Here is a 17,966-nt window from a genome sequence, read left to right on the forward strand (position 1 = left end):
GCGGCCGCTGCAGCTCCTGACAAACCCGCTGCGGGTTTGCAGGAGCTGTTTTCTTTGGGGTCGCTGGCTACCATGCGGCCACAAAAACCTTCTGGGCGTGTAGTTGATGTCGGTCTTGGTGTTTGAAGGCTTTTTGTCCACCCCGGAGATGCTGGCCCTGTTGGAGCCGGCCTCGGTGGTGCAGACCATGATGGATTTCGAGGCCGCGCTGGCGCGTGCCCAGGGCCGCTGCGGCGTGATCCCGCTGCCGGCGGCGCAGGCGATCGCCAGCTTGTGTCGGGTCGAGCTTTACGATCTGCCGGCCCTGGTCGAGGCCAGCGGGCCGGCTGGCAGCTTGGCCATTCCGGTGCTACAGAAGCTGGCCGATACGGTCGCCCTGTTCGACCCGGTGGCCGCTGGCTATGTGCATTGGGGCAGCTCCAGTCAGGACATGGTGGACACCACCCTGGTGTTGCTGCTGCGCCGCAGCCTGCGCCTGATCGAGGACGATCTGCTGACCTTGCTCGGCCACCTGATCGAGCTTGCTGAACAGCAGCCCGGCGTGCCCGTGCTGGCGCGCACCCTGATGCAGCCGGCCCAGATCAGCAGCTTGCGCAGCCGCGTGCTCAACTGGGCTCTGCCACTGCTGCGCAGCGCCCAGGCCCTGCGTGATGCCGCCGATGGCGCTCTGCAACTGCAGTTTGGCGGCGCTGTCGGAACCCTGGCCAGCCTGGGCGAACAGGCCGATGCCGTCAGTGCAGCCCTGGCCGCCGAGCTGCAGCTGCCCGAGCCCGCCATGCCCTGGCACACCCAGCGCGACCGCATGGTGCGCCTGGGTGCCGAGCTGGGCATTCTGTGCGGCGGCTTGGGCAAGCTGGCGCGCGACCTGGCCTGGCTGTGCCAGCCGGAAGTGGGCGAGCTGGCCCAGCGCGAGCCCGTCACGCGTGAAGCCGAGCGTGGCTTCAAGCGCGGTGCCTGCAGCGTCATGCCGCACAAGAACAACCCGGTGGCCTTTCTGCGGGCCCTGGCCGCGGCCGAGCGGGCGCCGCAGCGTGTGGCTGCCCTGCTGGCCTGCATGCCGCAGGAGCTGGAGCGCGGCCTCGGTGGTTGGCAGGCCGAGCTGGCGGAAATGGCCGGGCTGCTGCTGCATGCCCATGGCTCGGTGCGCGCCTTGTCTGAGGGCCTGGCCGGCCTTCGGGTGTTCCCGGCGCGCATGCGCGAGCAGATCGATGCGCAGCGTGGCTTGGTGTTTGCCGAGGCGCTGAATCTGCTGATGTGTCCGCTGCTGGGGCGCGAGGCGGCCCACGCATGGGTGGAGCAGCTGTGCCGGCAGATTGAGTCCGACAGCAGCGCAGCCGGCTCGGCAGACCTGCTCTCGCTGGCGCAGCAGGCCGCCACGCGGCAAGCTTTGATGCCAGAGCGTCTGGACCCGGCCGCCTTGGCCCAGGTGTTCGATGTCGAGGTCGCGACCGCACATGCCGACCGTCGTGTCGCCGCTGTGCTGCAAACGGCGCGCCGGCAATGGGCCGAACTCTCGGACCGGCCGCATTGGTGAGTGCTGCCGTTTTGGCGCTTGCTGCAAGCTTGCGTGCGGCGCACCAGATGTAAGCGCGCGAACAAGGGAACTGGCCCGCTGCGAGCACCTTGTTCCGGCGACTGAAAGTGCCTGCGATCTGTGCGTCCAGCACTGGCGCGGCCTGTGGGGCAGGCCCCTGCGGTGCTGGGTGCGTGTCCGGATGTAAGTGGCGCGGCACCGTGTAAGTCACGTGTTTGGCCCCGATTTTTAGGGTGTTCTGTCTCTAGACTGGCCTTCGATTTCGCTCAGATTCGAGCCTGGTCGCCAACCCGAGAGCAGTACATGAAACCCGTCGCACCATGCTTTGAAGCCCAGGACCTACCCTCGGGGCTGGCCTTTCGCACCGCCCAAAGCGAGAGCCGTATGGGCGCTTACAGCCTGCTCGCCAGGCGCTATGCCGAGCGCGGCTATCTCTGCCAGGAGCTCAGCACGCACAGCGAGGGTTCCGTGACTATCTGCTCGGCCTTTCTGGGGCAGGCGACCGTGGCTACCATTGCTGTGCGCTTCGATGGAGCCCAGGGCCTGGCGGCCGATGCCTTGTTCCCGGAAGAGCTGGCGGCCTTGCGCGCCAGCGGCCTGAGCCTGTGCGAATTCGGCCGCCTGGCGCTGGATCACGATGTCAGCGACAACAAGTCCTTGCTGGCGCGGCTCTTCCACCTGGCCTTTCTCCATGCGCACCGGCTGGCCGGCTGCGAACTGCTGGTGATCGAGGTCAACCCGCGTCATGTGCCCTTTTACAAACGCATGCTGGGCTTCGAGCAGCGCTCCGAGGTACAGCTGAACCCACGCGTGCAGGCGCCGGCCGTGCTGATGGTGTTGAACCTCGTTCATGGGCGTGAGCGGATCGCCAACTGGGGCGGCCGGGCTGCCGAGTTGGGCGCCGCCAGCCGCACGCTCTTCCCGTACTTTTATGGCCCGGACGAAGAAGCGGCGCTGCTGCTCAAGCTGCGCAACTGAGGCGTTGGCGCGGCGCCTCGAGCTTCAGCGCCTCAGCGCTTGAGGGCGTCGATCTGCTCGGCTGCCACCAGGCCCTGGAAGGCCGGGCGCGCGAACAGATAGCCTTGCATCAGATGCGCGCCTTGGCTCCACAGCCAGTCGCGTTCTGCGCGGGTCTCCACGCCTTCGGCGATGACCTGGACGCCCATTTCGCGGCACAGGCCCAGCACGGCCTTGATGATCAGCTGGCGCGGGCCATGGCTGTCAATGTCGCGCAGCAAGCCCATGTCAAGCTTGATCAGGTCGGGCTGGAAGTCGGCCAGCAAGGCCAGGCCCGCATAGCCGGCGCCAAAGTCGTCGATCGCGTTGAGAAAGCCGATGCGCCGGTACTCGGTCATCACCTCGGCGTACCAGCGGCCGTCGCCGACGCGCTCGCCTTCGGTGGTTTCGAAAATGATGCGTTCCAGCGGCAGCCCATGGTGGCTCGCCGCCGCCAGGGTGGTGCGGATGCAGGCCTCCGGGCGGTAGACCGCATTGGGCAGGAAGTTGATCGACAGCCGCGTGCCAGGCAGGGTGGCCAGGCCCAGGCTCACCGCGTCCTTGATGGCCTTGACCCGGCAGGCCTGGTCGAATCGGTAGCGGTTGTCGTCGTTGATCAAGGCCAGCACGCTTGCCGCTGATTCGCCCTGGGGGCCGCGAACCAAGGCTTCATGGGCGTAGATGCTGCCGTCGCGCAGGTCGACGATGGGCTGGAAGGCGTAGCTGAACTCGAATCCGAGGCGCTCTTCGCCTTGGCAGCCCGGGCAGCCGGACTCGTCCAGTTCGCCAAAGTGCGTTGCAGAAATCGGGATGTGCTGCGCTGGGTTCATACCTGCCTCATGGAAAACAAGCGTTGGGGTGTTCGCGCGGAGGCCAGCTGGCTTGGCGTTAGGGTTGGGGATGCGGCCGCCAACCCAGTTGGCTGGAGACTTCCTCGGCCGCGCGCCTGAGGCTGCGTGCGGGCAGTCCGCTGGCCGCCAGGCTGAAGCCGCGACTGGGGCCGATGGCTGTCAGGCTCAGCACCATGCGGCCCTGGTCGTCGAAGACCGGCGCGGCCAGGGCACTGACGCCGGCGACCACGCCGTCCTCGGCGCTGGCCAAGCCGACCGTGCGAATTTGGGCCAGCGTCTCGCGCAGGGTTTCCCAGTCCGGGTCGTTCAGGCGGTCGGGTTCAGAGTTGAGGGCGGCCTGCACTGTGCTTGCGGGCAGGTGGGCCGCGAACAGCCGGCCCGAGGCCGTGCCGCGCAAGCTCATCACCGTGCCATGTCGCATGCTGATATGCACCGGGCTGGGCGCCTCGGCCACGCGCACGATGGTGGGGCCGCGGTTGCCCCAGACGGCGATGGCCACGGTCAGGCCCAGGGTCTGGGCCAGCTCCTCGATGCGCGGCGTGGCCAGTCGCACCGGGTCGTATTGCTGCAGGCTGATCAGGCCCAGTTGCAAGGCCAGCGGCCCCAGGCCGTAGCGGCCGCTGGCCGCCTCCTGCTCAACCAAACCCAGCTTGATGAAGCTGACCAGATAAGGGTGGGCTTTGGCCGGCGCCATCTCGGCCTCGCGGGCCAGGTCTTTCAGGGCCAGTGGGCGGCCATGGTGAGCCAGGGCGGTCAGCAACTGCCCACCGACCTCGATGCTCTGGATCCCGCGCGGGCTGCGCTCGGGGCTGGCGTCGGTGGCGTTGCTTGCGTCAGCAGTGTCTGGAGGTTGGGCCATGGCTGCAGATTAGAACCGAAGCGCAGGTGAGTGAGCCTCGATTCAAATGACCTTGCGACGGCACTGGCTCGGCCGGAGGCTGCAATCGGCGCAAAGCAGCCTTCTTGTTCTCCCTCGTGAGGCCCTGCAGTCCGGGCCGCCGCCGGGCTCATGGTTCCGGGGTCGGCCCTGCCGGGCCGACTGCCTTGCGCTGCTCGCGCCTCGGGGCTGGCGCATAACTCACTTCACTCACTGCGTTCGTTCCGTTCAGACAGACGCGCCAAGTCAGCGCTTGAAGCGCGCGGGTACGCGCGCGCCCCGAGCCGCTGCGCTGCTCAGCCCTTCACAAATCGCCCAGCGGCGGCCCGAACTGCAGGGCGCTTGCATCGCGATCGATGTGCCCCTCAATGGTGGAATACGCCACATTCGGAGGTGGTTCGGCCCGACGGCGGGCGATTTGTGCGCGGCCGAGAGCGCAGCGGAGCGGCTCAGGCGCGCGTACTCGCGCGCTTCAAGCACTGACTCGGCGCCACTGTTTGACCACAGTGAGCGCAGCGAACGGAGGGAGTTTGGCGCCGCTGAGCCGTGCAGTGAGCAACGAGGGGAGTCGGCTCGAAGAGCCGACCCGGGCACCATGAGCACGGCGGCGGGCCGAGCCACCGCAGCGAAGAAACCAGGCCATCGAGGTTCCGCTTTGTGCCGATTCCAGCCGACCATTTCGCGGTATTCGTGTTGGACGAATTTGTTAAATATAGACAAACTCATTTGACTTTGGTTAAATCGGGCCCTGCCGCTTTGTGCTGTTCCGGCGCCCGCGATCGCCCCTCACCGAGAGCTTTGCCATGAGCAACCCGACCCCGACGAGCCCCAAGACCTTTGCTTCGCAAGCCGATCTGGAGGTCAAGAAGGTCAGCTTTGACCAGCTGTCGCCGCATGCGTACGCCTACACGGCCGAGGGCGACCCGAACACCGGCATCGTCATCGGCGATGACGCGGTCATGGTGATCGACACCCAGGCCACGCCGGTGATGGCGCAAGACGTGATCCGCCGCATCCGCGAAGTGACGGACAAGCCCATCAAGTACGTGCTGCTCAGCCACTACCACGCAGTTCGGGTGCTCGGCGCCAGCGCCTACCGGGCCGAGGGCTGCGAGCAGGTCATTGCCAGCCAGGACACCTACGACCTCATCGTCGAGCGCGGCGAGCAGGACAAGGCCAGCGAGATCGGCCGCTTTCCGCGCCTCTTCAATGCCGTGGAATCGGTGCCGCCGGGCCTGACCTGGCCGACCCTGACCTTCACCGGCAAGATGACGCTCTGGCTGGGCACGCTGGAAGTGCAGATCCTGCAGCTGGGCCGTGGCCACACCAAGGGCGACACGGTGGTCTGGCTGCCGCAGGACCGGGTGCTGTTCTCGGGCGATCTGGTCGAGTTCGATGCCACGCCCTATGCCGGCGACGCTTACTTCCAGGATTGGCCCGCCACCCTCGACCGCCTGGCCGCGCTCAACCCGGCCAAGCTGGTGCCGGGCCGCGGCGCCGCGCTGCAAACGCCCGAGCAGGTGCAGGCCGCCCTGAACGGCACCCGCGCCTTTGTCAGCGAGCTCTACGAGAGCGTCAAGGCCGGCGCCGCCGCGGGCCTGGACCTCAACGCGGTCTACCGCGAGACCTATGCCCGCTTGGCTGAGCGTTATGGCCACTGGGTGATCTTTGCCCATTGCATGCCCTTCGATGTGACCCGGGCGTTTGATGAGGCCAGCGGCCACGCCGACCCGCGCATCTGGACGGCCGAACGCGATGTGGCCATGTGGAAGGCGCTGGAAGGCGTCTGAGGCTCAAGCCCATGCGCGATCCCTACGTCTACCCGCAGTACGAGGCGCGCATCAGCGCCGACCAGTTGCATTGGCGCGCCACCGGCGAGGCGGTACGCTGCCCGGTGGTGATCGTCGGTGCCGGGCCGGTCGGGCTGAGCTTGGCGCTCGATTGCGCGTCGCGTGGGCTGGCCGTCGTGCTGCTGGACGACAACAACAGCGTCAGCATCGGCTCGCGTGCGGTCTGCTATGCCAAGCGCACGCTGGAGATCTGGTCGCGCCTCGGTGTGGCGCAGGATCTGGTGGCGCAGGGTGTGAGCTGGCGTCTGGGCCGGGTCTTCCATGGCGAGGGGCTGGCTTACGAGTTCGACCTGCTGCCCCAGGCCGGCCACGAGCAACCGGCCATGATCAATCTGCAGCAGTACCACCTGGAAGAGCGACTGGTGGCCGCCTGCATGGCCGAGCCGCTGATCGATCTGCGCTGGAAGCACAAGCTGCTGGCGTTCGCCGACGACGCCAGCGAGGAGGGCGGCCCGCGGCGCTTGCGCATCGAATCCCCCGAAGGCGAAGAGTTCGAGCTGCTTGCCGATTGGCTGCTGGCTTGTGACGGCGCCAGCAGCGATGTCCGCCGCATGGTGGGCGCGGAGTTCAGCGGCAAGGCCTTCCAGGACCGCTTCCTGATCGCCGATGTGCACATCCCCGAGGCGCTGGGCTTCCCGACCGAGCGACGTTTCTGGTTCGACCCACCATTCCACCCCGGCCAATCGGTGCTGCTGCATCGGCAGAGCCGCAATATCTGGCGCATCGATTTCCAGCTCGGCTGGCATGCCGACCCCGAGCAGGCACGCCAGCCCGAGAACGTGCAGCGCCTGGTGCGCGCCATGCTGGGCCCGGAGGTGCCGTTCGAACTGGAGTGGGTCTCGGTTTACCAGTTCGCCTGCCGCCGCATCGACCGCTTCCGCCATGGCCGCGTGCTCTTCGCCGGCGATGCAGCGCACCAGGTTTCACCCTTTGGCGCACGCGGTGCCAACAGCGGCGTGCAGGACGCCGACAACCTGGCCTGGAAGCTGGCCGCCGTGCTGCAGGGCCGCGCGCCCGACGCCCTGCTGGACAGTTACCACCTCGAGCGCGCCGCCGCTGCTGACGACAACCTGCGCCAGTCCACCCGCTCGACCGATTTCATCACCCCCAAGACCGCCACCTCGCTGCAGCTGCGCAATGCCGTGCTGGAGCTGGCTCGGCGCGAACCGCTGGCCCGGCCTTTGGTCAACAGCGGCCGGCTTTCCATGCCCACGGCCTACCGCGATTCGCCGCTGAACACGGCCGATGTACCAGGTGCATTCGAGGCCGGCCCGGCACCGGGTCAGCCCGTGCCCGATGCGCCGGTGAACCGCGCCGGCCAGGCCAGCTGGCTGCTGCGCGAACTGCACCGTGCGGCGGCAGGCTTTGTGCTCTTGAGCTTCGGCGCGGTGGCCGCGACAGTGGTGCCGGCTGAGTGTCATGCGCTCGTGGTGGGCGAAGACTTGATTGACGCTGATGGCCTGCTGGCCGCCCGATTGAACGCCCGACCCGGCACCGTCTACCTGATCCGCCCTGACCAGGTGGTGGCGGCACGCTGGCGCGCCTTCGACGCGGCGGCTGTGGCGCAGGCCTTGGACCGCGCCCTGGCGCGCAGCCCGGCGGCCTCGACCGCGCCCGCAGTTGCCCCCGCGAGCGCTGCTCTGAAACGCGAACCCAATCTGCAAGACCCCGACGGTTTTTACGAACACCTGATCGCCGCTCAGAGCGATCTGGACGAGGGCCAGGCCCAGCGCTTTCTGGCCAAGCTGAGTCTGATCCTGGCCAACCAGATCGGCGACAGCGCCTTGCTGCGCGAGGCGATCGACCTGGCCCGCGAACCTGAAACATCGACTTTGACTTCCAACGAATCTGCACCATGAGTGAAGCCCTGAACTACCAAGCCGGTTTCGGCAACCAGCATGTCACCGAGGCCGTGGCCGGCAGCCTGCCCGTGGGCCGCAACAGCCCGCAGCAAGTGGCCCATGGCCTCTACGCCGAGCTGCTCTCGGGGGCGGCCTTCACCGCGCCGCGTGCCGAGAACCTGCGCACCTGGATGTACCGCCGTCAGCCCTCCGTCGTGGTGGGTAGTTATCAGCCCCTGATCCATGCCTTCCTCAAGACCGGTGCGGCCGAGGGCCAGGCCGCTCCGCCGGACCCGCTGCGCTGGGCACCGACCGCCATCCCCGAGGCTCGCACCGATTTCGTCGCCGGCCTGCGCACCCTGGTCGTCAACGGCGACCCCGACGCGCAAGCGGGCATGGCTGCCCATCTCTACCTGGCCAACGCCTCGATGGAGCGCAGCGCCTTCGTCAACGCCGACGGTGAGCTGCTGATCGTGCCGCAGCAGGGTGCCCTGCGCATCACCACCGAGCTCGGTCGCTTGGATGTGAAGCCGGGCGAGATTGCGCTGATCCCGCGAGGCCTGGCCTTCAAGGTGGCGGTGGACGGCCCCTCGCGCGGCTACATCTGCGAGAACTACGGCGCGCCCTTCCGCCTGCCTGAGCTGGGCCCGATCGGCTCCAACGGCCTGGCCAATCCGCGCGACTTCCTGGCCCCGGTGGCGCATTTCGAAACCGAGGCCGGCGCCTACGAGATCATCAAGAAGTTTGGCGGCAAGCTCTGGCGCGCCGAGCAGGGGCACACGCCCTTCAATGTGGTGGCCTGGCACGGCAATCTGACGCCCTACAAGTACGACACCGCGCATTTCATGACCATCGGCTCGATCAGCTTCGACCACCCGGATCCGAGCATCTTCACCGTGCTGACCTCGCCCAGCGACACCGCCGGCTGGGCCAATGTGGACTTCGTGATCTTCCCGCCGCGCTGGATGGTGGCCGAGGACACCTTCCGCCCGCCCTGGTACCACCGCAATGTGATGAGCGAGTTCATGGGCCTGGTGCTGGGCCAGTACGACGCCAAGCCCGAGGGCTTCAAGCCCGGCGGCTCCAGCCTGCACAATGCCTATGTGCCGCATGGCCCGGACACCGAAGCTTTTGCCAAGGCCAGCAGTGTGGACCTGGCGCCGCACAAGCTGGACCACACCTTGGCCTTCATGTTCGAGACCCGCTGGCGCTTGCTGCCGACCGAGTTCGCCATGAACGGTGGCGCGCTGGAAACCAGTTATTCCCAGTGCTGGAGCGGCTTGCAAGACCGCTTCAGCGCCTGAACCGATATTTGCAGTTTGACCGACAGTTTGAGAACCCCATGAGCTTGATCGACCACACCCACAGCCCCAGCGCCCAGTCCTGGGTGGACAGCGCCAACGCGGCCGACACCGACTTCCCCATCCAAAACCTGCCCTATGGTCTGTTCCGCCGCGCCGGCAGCAATGAGAGCGCCCGCGTCGGCGTGGCCATTGGCGAGCAGATCCTCGATCTGCGCTTGGCCGCCGCTGCCGGCAAATGGAGCAGCAGCGTGCAGGTGCTGCTGCAGCCCCTGGCCGATGGCAATCTGAACGCCTTCATGGGCCAGCCCTCGGCGGCGCGCCTGGAACTGCGCCAGGCCTTGTTCGATGCGCTGTTGGCCGGCTCCAAGCAAGAGGCCGCTCTGCGCTCCTGCCTGCTGGTCCAGGCCGAGGCTCAGATGGCCGTGCCTTGCCGCATCGGCGACTACACCGATTTCTACACCGGCATCCACCACGCCACCACGGTGGGCAAGCTGTTCCGTCCGGACAACCCGCTGCTGCCCAATTACAAGTGGGTGCCGATCGGCTACCACGGCCGCAGCTCGTCCATCGGCGTGAGCGGCGGCACGGTGCGCCGCCCGCTGGGCCAACTGAAAGCGCCCGACGCCGAGGTGCCGGTGCTGGCCGCTTGCAAGCGCCTGGACTATGAGCTGGAGCTGGGCGTCTTCGTGGCCAGCGGCAATGAGCTGGGCACCCCCATCCCGATGGAGCAGGCCGACGAGCACCTGTTCGGCGTGACCCTGCTCAACGACTGGTCGGCCCGCGATGTGCAGGCCTGGGAGTACCAGCCGCTCGGCCCCTTCCTGGCCAAGAACTTCGCCACCACCATCTCGCCCTGGATCGTGACGATGGAAGCGCTGGAGCCCTTCCGCGTGCCGTTCTCGCACCCGGCCGAAGATCCCCAGCCCTTGGCCTACATCGATTCGCCCCGCAACCGTGCGGAAGGCGGCTATGCGATCGAACTCGAAGTTTGGATCCAAACCGAGAAGATGCGTGCCGCCGGCGAGCCGGCCACACGTCTCATGCGCTCCAACTTCAAGCACGCCTACTGGACCCTGGCTCAGATGCTGACCCACCACGCCAGCAATGGCTGCAATCTGCAGCCGGGCGACTTGATGGGCACGGGCACCCAGTCCGGCCCCGAGGCGGCTGAAGGCGGCTCGCTGTTGGAGCTGTCGCTGGGCGGCAAGCAAGCCCTGACCCTGCCTAATGGCGAGACGCGCACCTTCTTGCAGGACGGCGACACCATCAGCCTGCGCGGCTATGCCGAGACCAGCAGCCTGGCCGGCGGCGCCCGGCGCATCGGCTTCGGGGACTGCAGCGCCACCATCCTGCCCGCGCCGCAGCTCTGAGCCTTTTTGCACAGGCGGGGAGGGCGGTGTCGCGAGGCGCCGCCCTTTTTTGCATGCGGGAAGTTCATGGTTTGGCTTGCCGGTTTCGGCACAAAGCAGCCTTCTTGCTCTCCCTCGTGAGGCCCTGCAGTCCGAGCCGCCGCCGGGCTCATGGTTCCGGGGTCGGCCCTGGCGGGCCGACTGCCTTGCGCTGCTCGCGCCTCGGGGCTGGCGCATAACTCTCTTCACTCACTGCGTTCGTTCCGTTCAAACAGACGCGCCAAGTCAGTGCTTGAAGCGCGCGGGTACGCGCGCGCCCCGATGCCCTGCGCTGCTCAGCCCTTCACAAATCGCCCAACGGCGACCCGAACTGCAGGGCGCTTGCATCGCGGTCGATGTGCCCCTCGACGGTGGAACACGCCACATTCGGAGGTGGCTCGGCCCGACGACGAGCGATTTGTGCGCGGCCGAGAGCGCAGCGAAGCGGCTCAGGCGCGTGTACCCGCGCGTTTCAAGCACTGACTCGGCGCCACCTGTTTGACCACAGTGAGCGCAGCGAACGGAGGGAGTTTGGCGCCGCTGAGCCGCGCAGTGAGCAGCGAGGGCAGTCGGCTTGCAGAGCCGACCCGGGCACCATGAGCACGGCGGCGGGCCGAGCCACCGCAGCGCGAACACCCTGCCATCGAGGTTCCGCTTTGTGCCGCTTCCCGCCCTTCAAACCCCGGGTATCCCCGCGCTTTTGTCTTGCACCAACCCCTGCTTTGTAAGACCGATGCAATGAAGTCCTGCAAAACGCAACGTGCTGATCTGGCGCCGCTGCCGGCCGTTAAATTGCCGAGGTCGAAGCCTGGGCCTGCCCGGCTTGCTGCCTGAGCTGTGGCAGCGGACCCCTCATCAAGCAAGACGCAAAAAACTCTCGGAGACCTGTTCCATGAACCAGCCCCTGTCGTTCCAGAAGAAACTGCTGCCCCAACTGATCAGCGCCGTGATTGGCACGCTTGCCTTGCAAGCCGCCCATGCGGCCGACGAGCCGGCCAAGACCAATGAACTCGACAAGGTGGAGATCCGCGGCATTCGCGCCACGCTGAACAAGAACCTCCTTGAGAAGCGTGAGAACTCCAGCATCGTCGATTCGATCTCGGCCGAGGATGTGGGCAAGTTCCCCGACAAGAACGTGGCCGACTCTCTGCAGCGCGTGCCCGGCATCTCGGTGGACCGCAGCTGGGGCGAGGGCAAGGCCATCTTCGTGCGCGGCACCGACAAGAACCTCAACATGACCCAGCTCAACGGCCAGGCCGTGGCGAGCTCGGAATGGTGGCTGAACGAAGCGCAGACCCGCAGCTTCAACTACGACGTGTTGCCGTCTGAAATCGTCGGTAGTCTTGATGTCTACAAGAGCCCTTCAGCCGATCTGGATGAGGGCAGCATCGGCGGTCTGGTCATCGTCAAGACCCGCAAGCCCCTGGCCTTCAAGGACCCGCTTACCCTGCAGGCCTCGGCCGAGGCCATCTACAGCCAACTGCCTGGCAAGACCGACCCGCAGCTCTCGGGCCTCTTGAACTGGAAGAGCGCGGACAAGACCATCGGTGTCATGCTGGCCCTGAGCAAGCAAACGCGCACCATGCGTCGCGACGGCCTGGAGATGTTCGACGACGGCAAATACGATGTGCTGCCGGTCGACAAGAACAACGTGCCCACGGGTGCTGCCAAGACCAATGCCTATGCCGCCTGGGGCGGCGGCTCGGCCATCTTCCGCCAGGACCGCGATCGCACCACGGGCAACCTGGCCCTGCAGTTCCAGCCCAACCAGCAGACCGACATCGTCCTGAATTACATGAATTCGGACATGAAGATGGACAACAGCAACCAAAACTACCTCTGGCAGGCCAGCGGTCAGGCGGTGGATGGCGTCATCAAGGTTCAGAACCCGAGCTTCATCACCACCTCGGACGGCAGCAAGGCCCTGGTGGGCGGCTCGATCGGCCCGACCAATGTGTCCTTCGAGCCTATCTACCGCGAGTCCTATGTGAAGGCCAAGGTGCTCGATCTGGACGGCACCTTCCGCAGCGATCGCTGGACCTTCCACGGCCAGGCAGGCACGACTTCGTCCGAAGGCGGCAGCCGCCATGACCGCCATTTCTGGATGGAAGGCAATGCCACGGCCACCATCGATATGGGCCTGGACAAGTACGGCGTCAAGTACGACATGGACCCGCTGAGCTACAAGGGCCTGGTTCTCAAGCCTGGAGGCGGCACCAGCGACCGCGTGCGCCGCATGGAGAGCAAGGAAAACTACCTGCAGGGCGACGTGACCCTGGACGTGGACAACGGTTTCATCACCACCGTCAAGTTTGGCGGCAAGCACCGCGACAGCACGCAGCAGAACTTCCGCAGCCAGGGCACGGCCAACGGCGCTGCCGCCAGCTGGCAAAACCTGACCCTGGGCGATCTTTCTACCGGCCCCTCGCCGCTGCTGAGCCAAGCCGCTGCGTCACCGGGTGCCCTGACCCAATACCTGTGGTTTGATGATGCACTTGTGGCCAGCAAGGCCACCCCTATGTTCGACAAGAACATGACCTATGCCGACGTGCTGAACGAGCACTACAAGATCAAGGAAAAGATCTCGGCCGCCTATGTCAAGGCAGACTTCTCCAGCGGCAAGTGGCGCGGTGATTTTGGCCTTCGCTTCGTCAAGACACAGCAGACCTCGAATGGCTTTGCCCAGGCGGCCGACAAGACCTTCAAGCCCATCAGCCAGGACAACAACTACACCGACACATTGCCCAGCCTGAACGTTGCCTACTCGCTGCAGAAGGACCTGATCCTGCGTGGCGCCATCTCCAAGGCCATGGCCCGCCAAACCTTCGACGTGCTCAACCCGGGCCTGACCCGCGACGGCACCGTGCTGACCAAGGCCAAGGCCGGCAACCCGCTGCTCAAGCCCATCCATTCCAATCAGGCGGAGCTGGGTGCCGAGTGGTACTTCGAGGAAGGCTCGCTGCTGTCCGGCACCGTCTTCATCAAGAAGCTGGACACCTTCAACTACACCGACACCAAGCAGGAAACCATCAACGGCGAGCTGCTCAATGTGTCGCGCCCCTTGAATGCCGACAACGGCGCCAACATCAAGGGCTTCGAGTTGCAGTGGCAACAGGCCTTCGGCCGCAGCGGCTTCGGTGCCACGGCCAACTACACCTTCACCGATGCGAAAGCGGGCGCCGTGGCCGGCCAGCCGCGCCTGCAGGTGGTGGGCAATTCGCGAGATCAGTACAACGCCAGCGTGTACTACGAGCGTGACGGCATCAGCGCCCGTGTGTCCTACAACTACCGCTCTAAGTCCTACGGCGGCATGACCATGGGCGGCCAAGTCGTTAACAGCGCTTACGGTCAATGGGATGCTTCTGCCGGATGGGACATCACGCCCAAGGTCTCGCTGTTCGCTTCGGCCGTCAACCTGGGCAACGAGCTGGTGCGCAGCAACACCACCGATGGCCTGCCGCTGGGCATCTACGAGAACGGCCGCCGCTTCGGCATCGGCCTGCGCGCCAAGTTCTGATGGGCGTTGAATGCGCCTGAACGTGCCAGCCCGAGCGGGCATGCACGCTGGAGCCGCTGCGGCGGGCCTCCCGCCCTCAGGGGAGGGCGGCCCGTTACCCTGTTGGTGGCTTTTGACTGGCGGCTTGGTGCGGGGCGAAAGCGCCCGCACCCTCTTGTGATCACTTGGATACCTTCATGAACCAGCAGCAGACCTCATCCGCCTCCCGCGCCGGCGCCACAGCCAGCAGCGTGGTCCTGGCCATGCTCTTCATCGGCCTGATGTTCTTCATCCTCGGCTTCGTCACTTGGTTGAATGGCTCCTTGATCCCCTTCCTTAAGGTGGTGTGCGAGCTCAACAACTTCCAGGCGCTCTGGGTCACCTTTGCCTTCTACATCGCCTACACCGTGATGGCGCTGCCCTCGGCCGCCATCTTGGCGCGCAGCGGCTACAAGCGCGGCATGACGCTGAGCCTGGCCGTCATGGCCTTGGGGGCCTTGCTCTTCATTCCGGCGGCCAAGGTCGGGCATTACGGCCTCTTCCTGCTGGCCCTGTTCACCCTGGCCTCGGGCATGACGCTGATGCAGACGGCCATCAACCCCTACATCGTCTGCATCGGCGCGCGTGAAAGCGCGGCCATGCGCATCAGCATCATGGGGCTGTTCAACAAGGGCGCGGGCATCGTCGTGCCTTTGGTTTTTTCGGCCTTGATTCTTTCCGGCTTCGACCAGAAGGCCGCCGTCGACCTGGCCGCGCTGGAGCCCGCTGCGCGCGCGCTGGCCCGCGCCGAGCTGGCCTCGCGCCTGATCACGCCCTATCTGGTCATGGCCGGCGTGCTGCTGGTCTTCACGGCCGTCATCCATTTTTCGTCCCTGGCCGAACCCGATCTCGATGATGCGGGCGACAGCGCCCCGCTGCGCATCGGCGAGGTCTTCCGCTTTCCCCAGGTGGTGCTGGGCGCGCTGAGCCTGTTCGTGTATGTGGGCGTGGAGGTGATCGCCGGCGACACCATCGGTCTTTACGGTCAGCAGCTCGGTGTGGCGAACTACGCCGTGCTCACCAGCTACACCATGGCAGCCATGGTGATCGGCTACCTGGCCGGGGTGCTCCTGATTCCTCGATTCGTTTCGCAGAAGACCGCGCTGCAGGCCTCGGCCGTGTTGGGCGTCGTGTTGTCTGCGGCCGTGGCCCTGAGCTCCAGTCAGGACAGCGGCATCTCGCAGCTTCTGCTCGGCTGGGCCGGTGTGCCGGCTGTGCCCAATACCGTGCTCTGCCTGGCCGCCCTGGGCCTGGCCAATGCCCTGGTCTGGCCTGCCGTCTGGCCTCTGGCCTTGCAAGACCTCGGCCGCCACACGGCCAGCGGCTCGGCCCTGCTCATCATGGGCATCGCCGGCGGCGCCCTGCTGCCCATGGTCTACGGCCGCTTGGCCGATTCCGGTGGTCCGCAAAGTGCCTACTGGGTCATGCTGCCCTGCTACCTGATCATCCTGTTCTACGCCACCGTGGGTCACAAGCTGCGCCACTGGGGCGCGGGGCAGGGGAGCTTGAAGCGGGTTTGAGCGAAGCAGGCGGCAAGTCCTGCGTGCAGCGCAAGTGCCTTGCCGCAGGCGTCGTGTCAACAGGCCCTAGCCGGCCCGCGAGCGGAACTCCAGCGCGGTGCTGACCAGCAGGCGCAGGCCGAAGGCACCGACCACCAGGGACGAGAGTTGATTGAGGCGCCGGAAATTGCGCAGGTAGGCGCGCTGAATCATGGGCTGGGACAGCGCGAGCGCCAGCGAGGTATGCCAGGCCACCGAGTTGGCGAACACCAGCAAGACGGCGGCGGCGGACAGCATCAGCGAAGGCTGCGCCGGCATGGCCGTGGCGAAGACGCTGCCGTAGAAGAGGGCGATCTTGGGGTTGAGGATGCTGGTCATGAAGCCGGCGCGGCATGCGCCGGCGTGTGAGAGAAGCCGCTCGCCCTCACTGCGCGGCTGGTGGCGCGAACCCCAGAGCTTGTAAGCCAGTTGCAGCAGATAGAGGCCGCCTGCCAGCTGCGCCACCTGGCGCAGTGCCGGGTGTGCCGCAAAGATGACGCCGACCCCCATGACCGCAAGAAGCGCCCATGCCAGGGTGGCGCTGGTCATGCCGGCCACGGCGGCGAGCGCCTTGGACCGGGTGTCACCGGCTGCCAGCTGCCCAATCAGGATGAAGTTGAAGCCGGGAACCAGCAGCACAGCCCAATGCAAGAGCGCGATCGGCAGGAGGGTGGCGAGCATAGGGGTGGATTCGTGCAAGGCGTGGACTGGGCAACGGGGCAGGGCCGATTGTGTTTGGCGGGCCCTCGATGACGTCCACGGCCACCTTCAATCCCAGCCGGGTCTGCTCACGATATGCCCGAATGGCTGGAATTCTAGAGCTCGGGTCTTGGGCCAATTCCTTGACGCGCTCAGAGGGTTCGGAGAACTGGCCCCACGCCATGCCTCAGTGCTAGAGAAGTGCGTACAGCCTGGCTTCAGTGTGCCGCCAACGCTCCCGGACCCGAATCAGCGGGTGTCGGCGCTTTCGCACGCTTGTTGCTCCGCGCGCCAACGGCCTCCAGCATCAAGGCAGCGATCTTGCTCAAGCAGGTCGCTGACGTAGCCGTAGATCGGGGCGACGATGGCCACCGCGACGACGAACAGCAGGGCGAAGGCGAAGCTGTACCAGAGCATTCTCGGCCCGGAAACTTGCTTTCCTTCCGCGCGCTTCTCGAAGTATCTGGTCGCTTGTTTGATTCCAGGTGCTGCGAAGAACGTTTGCACCATCAGTTCGACTGCGCCACGGACGAGGATGTATGTTGGCGGTCCGGCTACGAGCCACAGCACCCAGGTCATCGGGCCGGTTGGCTGGAGAAGGAAGAGCGCTGCCCCTGCGCCTGCGGCGGCAGCAAGCCAGGTGACTAGAAAAACGACCGTTCTTCGAGACATGCTTGCTGGTCAGGGTGATGGCTTGGGTGCACAACCTTGAAGCTTGCCGCTGCGGCCCCCCTTGAGAGCTGGGTCATGCAGCACCTTCTTCCCAGACTTCGGGGTCCTTGACCCAGTCAAGCAATGTTTCCGCCCTGGATTCGAGCATCGGGGCCAACTCAGCGTCTTGTAGACCTGAGCCAATCCGGAACGTTGGGTGTGGCTCCCCACGAGACATGTACTGAGCCGCCTCCTTCCAAAGCAATGCGATAGCGCCAACGGCTTCACGAGGAGTTTTCGCATGGCTTGCAGAGACATAGTCGTTCGGCAAATCTCCAGAAATTGCCCACCAGCCGACTGCGTCCGCGGTGGCAAGACTTTCGACGGCCCAAACTGAAACATACGGCGCAACATGCCAGGCCGGAGCGGCTCCTATGTGGCCGTGGACGACGCCCTCCCTCTGTAGGTACGCTGCCACTTCCTCGCGGCGTTCAGCACACCATTGCGCATCATTCTCTGGATCGTCGTAGTCGCGCATGATTTTTTCCTAGCGAACTTGTCCAATAACCCGAAATCTACAAGCACCCTCAACACTCAGAGCTTCCCTGGTCATAGAAGGACTCACGATGGACCTCTGACTCCGCCATGGAAATGGCTCGCTTTAGATCCGCAAGCGAGAGAACGACATCCTGGGGCCGCCCGTGAAGCACCACTTGAAGCCCGAGTGCTTCGTCCTCCCGAAACGAGACCAGAACTTCGCCGTCCGCTTCGGCCGCAAGCTCGACATGCATTCCATCGCCTACAGCAGAAAAGCACGACAGGCGTGTGGCAGTCATGAGTTTTGGATCGTGCGAATGCATGTGTTTGAAACCGTGTTGACTTTGCCCTATTCGTGAAGGGTG

Annotated in this window: 14 protein-coding genes and 1 pseudogene; 10 read left to right on the forward strand and 5 right to left on the reverse strand. The window is 65.7% G+C overall.

What is annotated here, in order from left to right:
• Positions 1-106 precede the first annotated feature (106 nt).
• Together ACQY39_RS10500 and ACQY39_RS10505 are read left to right on the forward strand one after the other, a co-directional pair.
• Complete coding sequence (locus ACQY39_RS10500) at positions 107-1,534, forward strand: lyase family protein (protein ID WP_428505970.1); 1,428 nt, start codon at positions 107-109, stop codon at positions 1,532-1,534.
• A gap of 303 nt (positions 1,535-1,837) precedes the next feature.
• Positions 1,838-2,512, forward strand: coding sequence for an N-acyl amino acid synthase FeeM domain-containing protein (locus ACQY39_RS10505; protein ID WP_428505972.1), 675 nt, complete (start codon positions 1,838-1,840; stop codon positions 2,510-2,512).
• Positions 2,513-2,544: 32 nt separating this feature from the next.
• Here ACQY39_RS10505 and ACQY39_RS10510 read toward each other — a convergent pair whose 3' ends face one another.
• Together ACQY39_RS10510 and ACQY39_RS10515 are read right to left on the reverse strand one after the other, a co-directional pair.
• A complete protein-coding gene (locus ACQY39_RS10510; protein WP_428505974.1) occupies positions 2,545-3,360 on the reverse strand; it encodes an EAL domain-containing protein in 816 nt (271 codons plus the stop codon).
• A gap of 58 nt (positions 3,361-3,418) precedes the next feature.
• Positions 3,419-4,240, reverse strand: coding sequence for an IclR family transcriptional regulator (locus tag ACQY39_RS10515; protein WP_428505976.1), 822 nt, complete (start codon positions 4,238-4,240; stop codon positions 3,419-3,421).
• 821 nt (positions 4,241-5,061) lie between these two features.
• Between ACQY39_RS10515 and ACQY39_RS10520 the strand changes: the two genes are divergently transcribed.
• The 7 genes and pseudogenes from ACQY39_RS10520 to ACQY39_RS10550 all read left to right on the forward strand — a co-directional run bounded on the left by ACQY39_RS10520 (position 5,062) and on the right by ACQY39_RS10550 (position 15,696).
• Complete coding sequence (locus tag ACQY39_RS10520) at positions 5,062-6,048, forward strand: MBL fold metallo-hydrolase (protein WP_428505978.1); 987 nt, start codon at positions 5,062-5,064, stop codon at positions 6,046-6,048.
• Positions 6,049-6,059: 11 nt separating this feature from the next.
• A pseudogene (locus tag ACQY39_RS10525) lies at positions 6,060-7,703 on the forward strand (FAD-dependent oxidoreductase); the annotation flags it as partial.
• Positions 7,680-7,967 (forward strand): DUF2783 domain-containing protein, encoded by a 288-nt coding sequence (locus tag ACQY39_RS10530; protein WP_428510778.1) that lies wholly within the window; start codon positions 7,680-7,682, stop codon positions 7,965-7,967. The pseudogene ACQY39_RS10525 and the gene ACQY39_RS10530, both read left to right, overlap by 24 nt.
• Positions 7,964-9,253, forward strand: a complete 1,290-nt coding sequence (gene hmgA / locus ACQY39_RS10535; protein ID WP_428505980.1) for a homogentisate 1,2-dioxygenase — start codon at positions 7,964-7,966, stop codon at positions 9,251-9,253. The genes ACQY39_RS10530 and hmgA overlap by 4 nt, the downstream gene beginning before the upstream one ends.
• Before the next feature lie 38 nt (positions 9,254-9,291).
• Entirely contained in the window at positions 9,292-10,623 is a 1,332-nt protein-coding gene (gene fahA, locus ACQY39_RS10540; RefSeq protein WP_428505982.1) for a fumarylacetoacetase, read from the forward strand.
• A gap of 910 nt (positions 10,624-11,533) precedes the next feature.
• Positions 11,534-14,158: a TonB-dependent receptor gene (locus ACQY39_RS10545; RefSeq protein WP_428505984.1), complete on the forward strand. Its 2,625-nt coding sequence runs from the start codon at positions 11,534-11,536 to the stop codon at positions 14,156-14,158.
• 176 nt (positions 14,159-14,334) lie between these two features.
• On the forward strand, positions 14,335-15,696 hold the full coding sequence (locus ACQY39_RS10550; protein ID WP_428505986.1) for a sugar MFS transporter: 1,362 nt from the start codon (positions 14,335-14,337) through the stop codon (positions 15,694-15,696).
• A gap of 66 nt (positions 15,697-15,762) precedes the next feature.
• Here ACQY39_RS10550 and ACQY39_RS10555 read toward each other — a convergent pair whose 3' ends face one another.
• The 3 genes from ACQY39_RS10555 to ACQY39_RS10565 form a co-directional block, all read right to left on the reverse strand.
• Positions 15,763-16,395: a LysE family translocator gene (locus ACQY39_RS10555; RefSeq protein ID WP_428505988.1), complete on the reverse strand. Its 633-nt coding sequence runs from the start codon at positions 16,393-16,395 to the stop codon at positions 15,763-15,765.
• A gap of 267 nt (positions 16,396-16,662) precedes the next feature.
• Complete coding sequence (locus ACQY39_RS10560) at positions 16,663-16,992, reverse strand: hypothetical protein (protein ID WP_428505990.1); 330 nt, start codon at positions 16,990-16,992, stop codon at positions 16,663-16,665.
• A gap of 166 nt (positions 16,993-17,158) precedes the next feature.
• Positions 17,159-17,602, reverse strand: coding sequence for a DUF4826 family protein (locus ACQY39_RS10565; RefSeq protein WP_428505992.1), 444 nt, complete (start codon positions 17,600-17,602; stop codon positions 17,159-17,161).
• Between the two features lie 163 nt (positions 17,603-17,765).
• On the opposite strand from ACQY39_RS10565, the gene ACQY39_RS10570 reads away from it, so the two are divergent.
• Complete coding sequence (locus ACQY39_RS10570; RefSeq protein WP_428505994.1) at positions 17,766-17,960, forward strand: hypothetical protein; 195 nt, start codon at positions 17,766-17,768, stop codon at positions 17,958-17,960.
• Positions 17,961-17,966: the final 6 nt, after the last annotated feature.

It is taken from the genome of Roseateles sp. (assembly GCF_965262435.1).
Lineage (GTDB): Bacteria > Pseudomonadota > Gammaproteobacteria > Burkholderiales > Burkholderiaceae_C > Paucibacter_A.

Bases quoted from the DNA above. Each gene is read 5' to 3' on its own strand.
- ACQY39_RS10560 (WP_428505990.1), bottom strand. From the start codon at position 16,992: ATGACCTGGGTGCTGTGGCTCGTAGCCGGACCGCCAACATACATCCTC.
- ACQY39_RS10500 (WP_428505970.1), top strand. From the start codon at position 107: ATGTCGGTCTTGGTGTTTGAAGGCTTTTTGTCCACCCCGGAGATGCTG.
- ACQY39_RS10555 (WP_428505988.1), bottom strand. From the start codon at position 16,395: ATGCTCGCCACCCTCCTGCCGATCGCGCTCTTGCATTGGGCTGTGCTG.
- ACQY39_RS10515 (WP_428505976.1), bottom strand. From the start codon at position 4,240: ATGGCCCAACCTCCAGACACTGCTGACGCAAGCAACGCCACCGACGCC.
- hmgA (WP_428505980.1), top strand. From the start codon at position 7,964: ATGAGTGAAGCCCTGAACTACCAAGCCGGTTTCGGCAACCAGCATGTC.
- ACQY39_RS10565 (WP_428505992.1), bottom strand. From the start codon at position 17,602: ATGCGCGACTACGACGATCCAGAGAATGATGCGCAATGGTGTGCTGAA.
- ACQY39_RS10505 (WP_428505972.1), top strand. From the start codon at position 1,838: ATGAAACCCGTCGCACCATGCTTTGAAGCCCAGGACCTACCCTCGGGG.
- ACQY39_RS10520 (WP_428505978.1), top strand. From the start codon at position 5,062: ATGAGCAACCCGACCCCGACGAGCCCCAAGACCTTTGCTTCGCAAGCC.
- fahA (WP_428505982.1), top strand. From the start codon at position 9,292: ATGAGCTTGATCGACCACACCCACAGCCCCAGCGCCCAGTCCTGGGTG.
- ACQY39_RS10550 (WP_428505986.1), top strand. From the start codon at position 14,335: ATGAACCAGCAGCAGACCTCATCCGCCTCCCGCGCCGGCGCCACAGCC.
- ACQY39_RS10510 (WP_428505974.1), bottom strand. From the start codon at position 3,360: ATGAACCCAGCGCAGCACATCCCGATTTCTGCAACGCACTTTGGCGAA.
- ACQY39_RS10545 (WP_428505984.1), top strand. From the start codon at position 11,534: ATGAACCAGCCCCTGTCGTTCCAGAAGAAACTGCTGCCCCAACTGATC.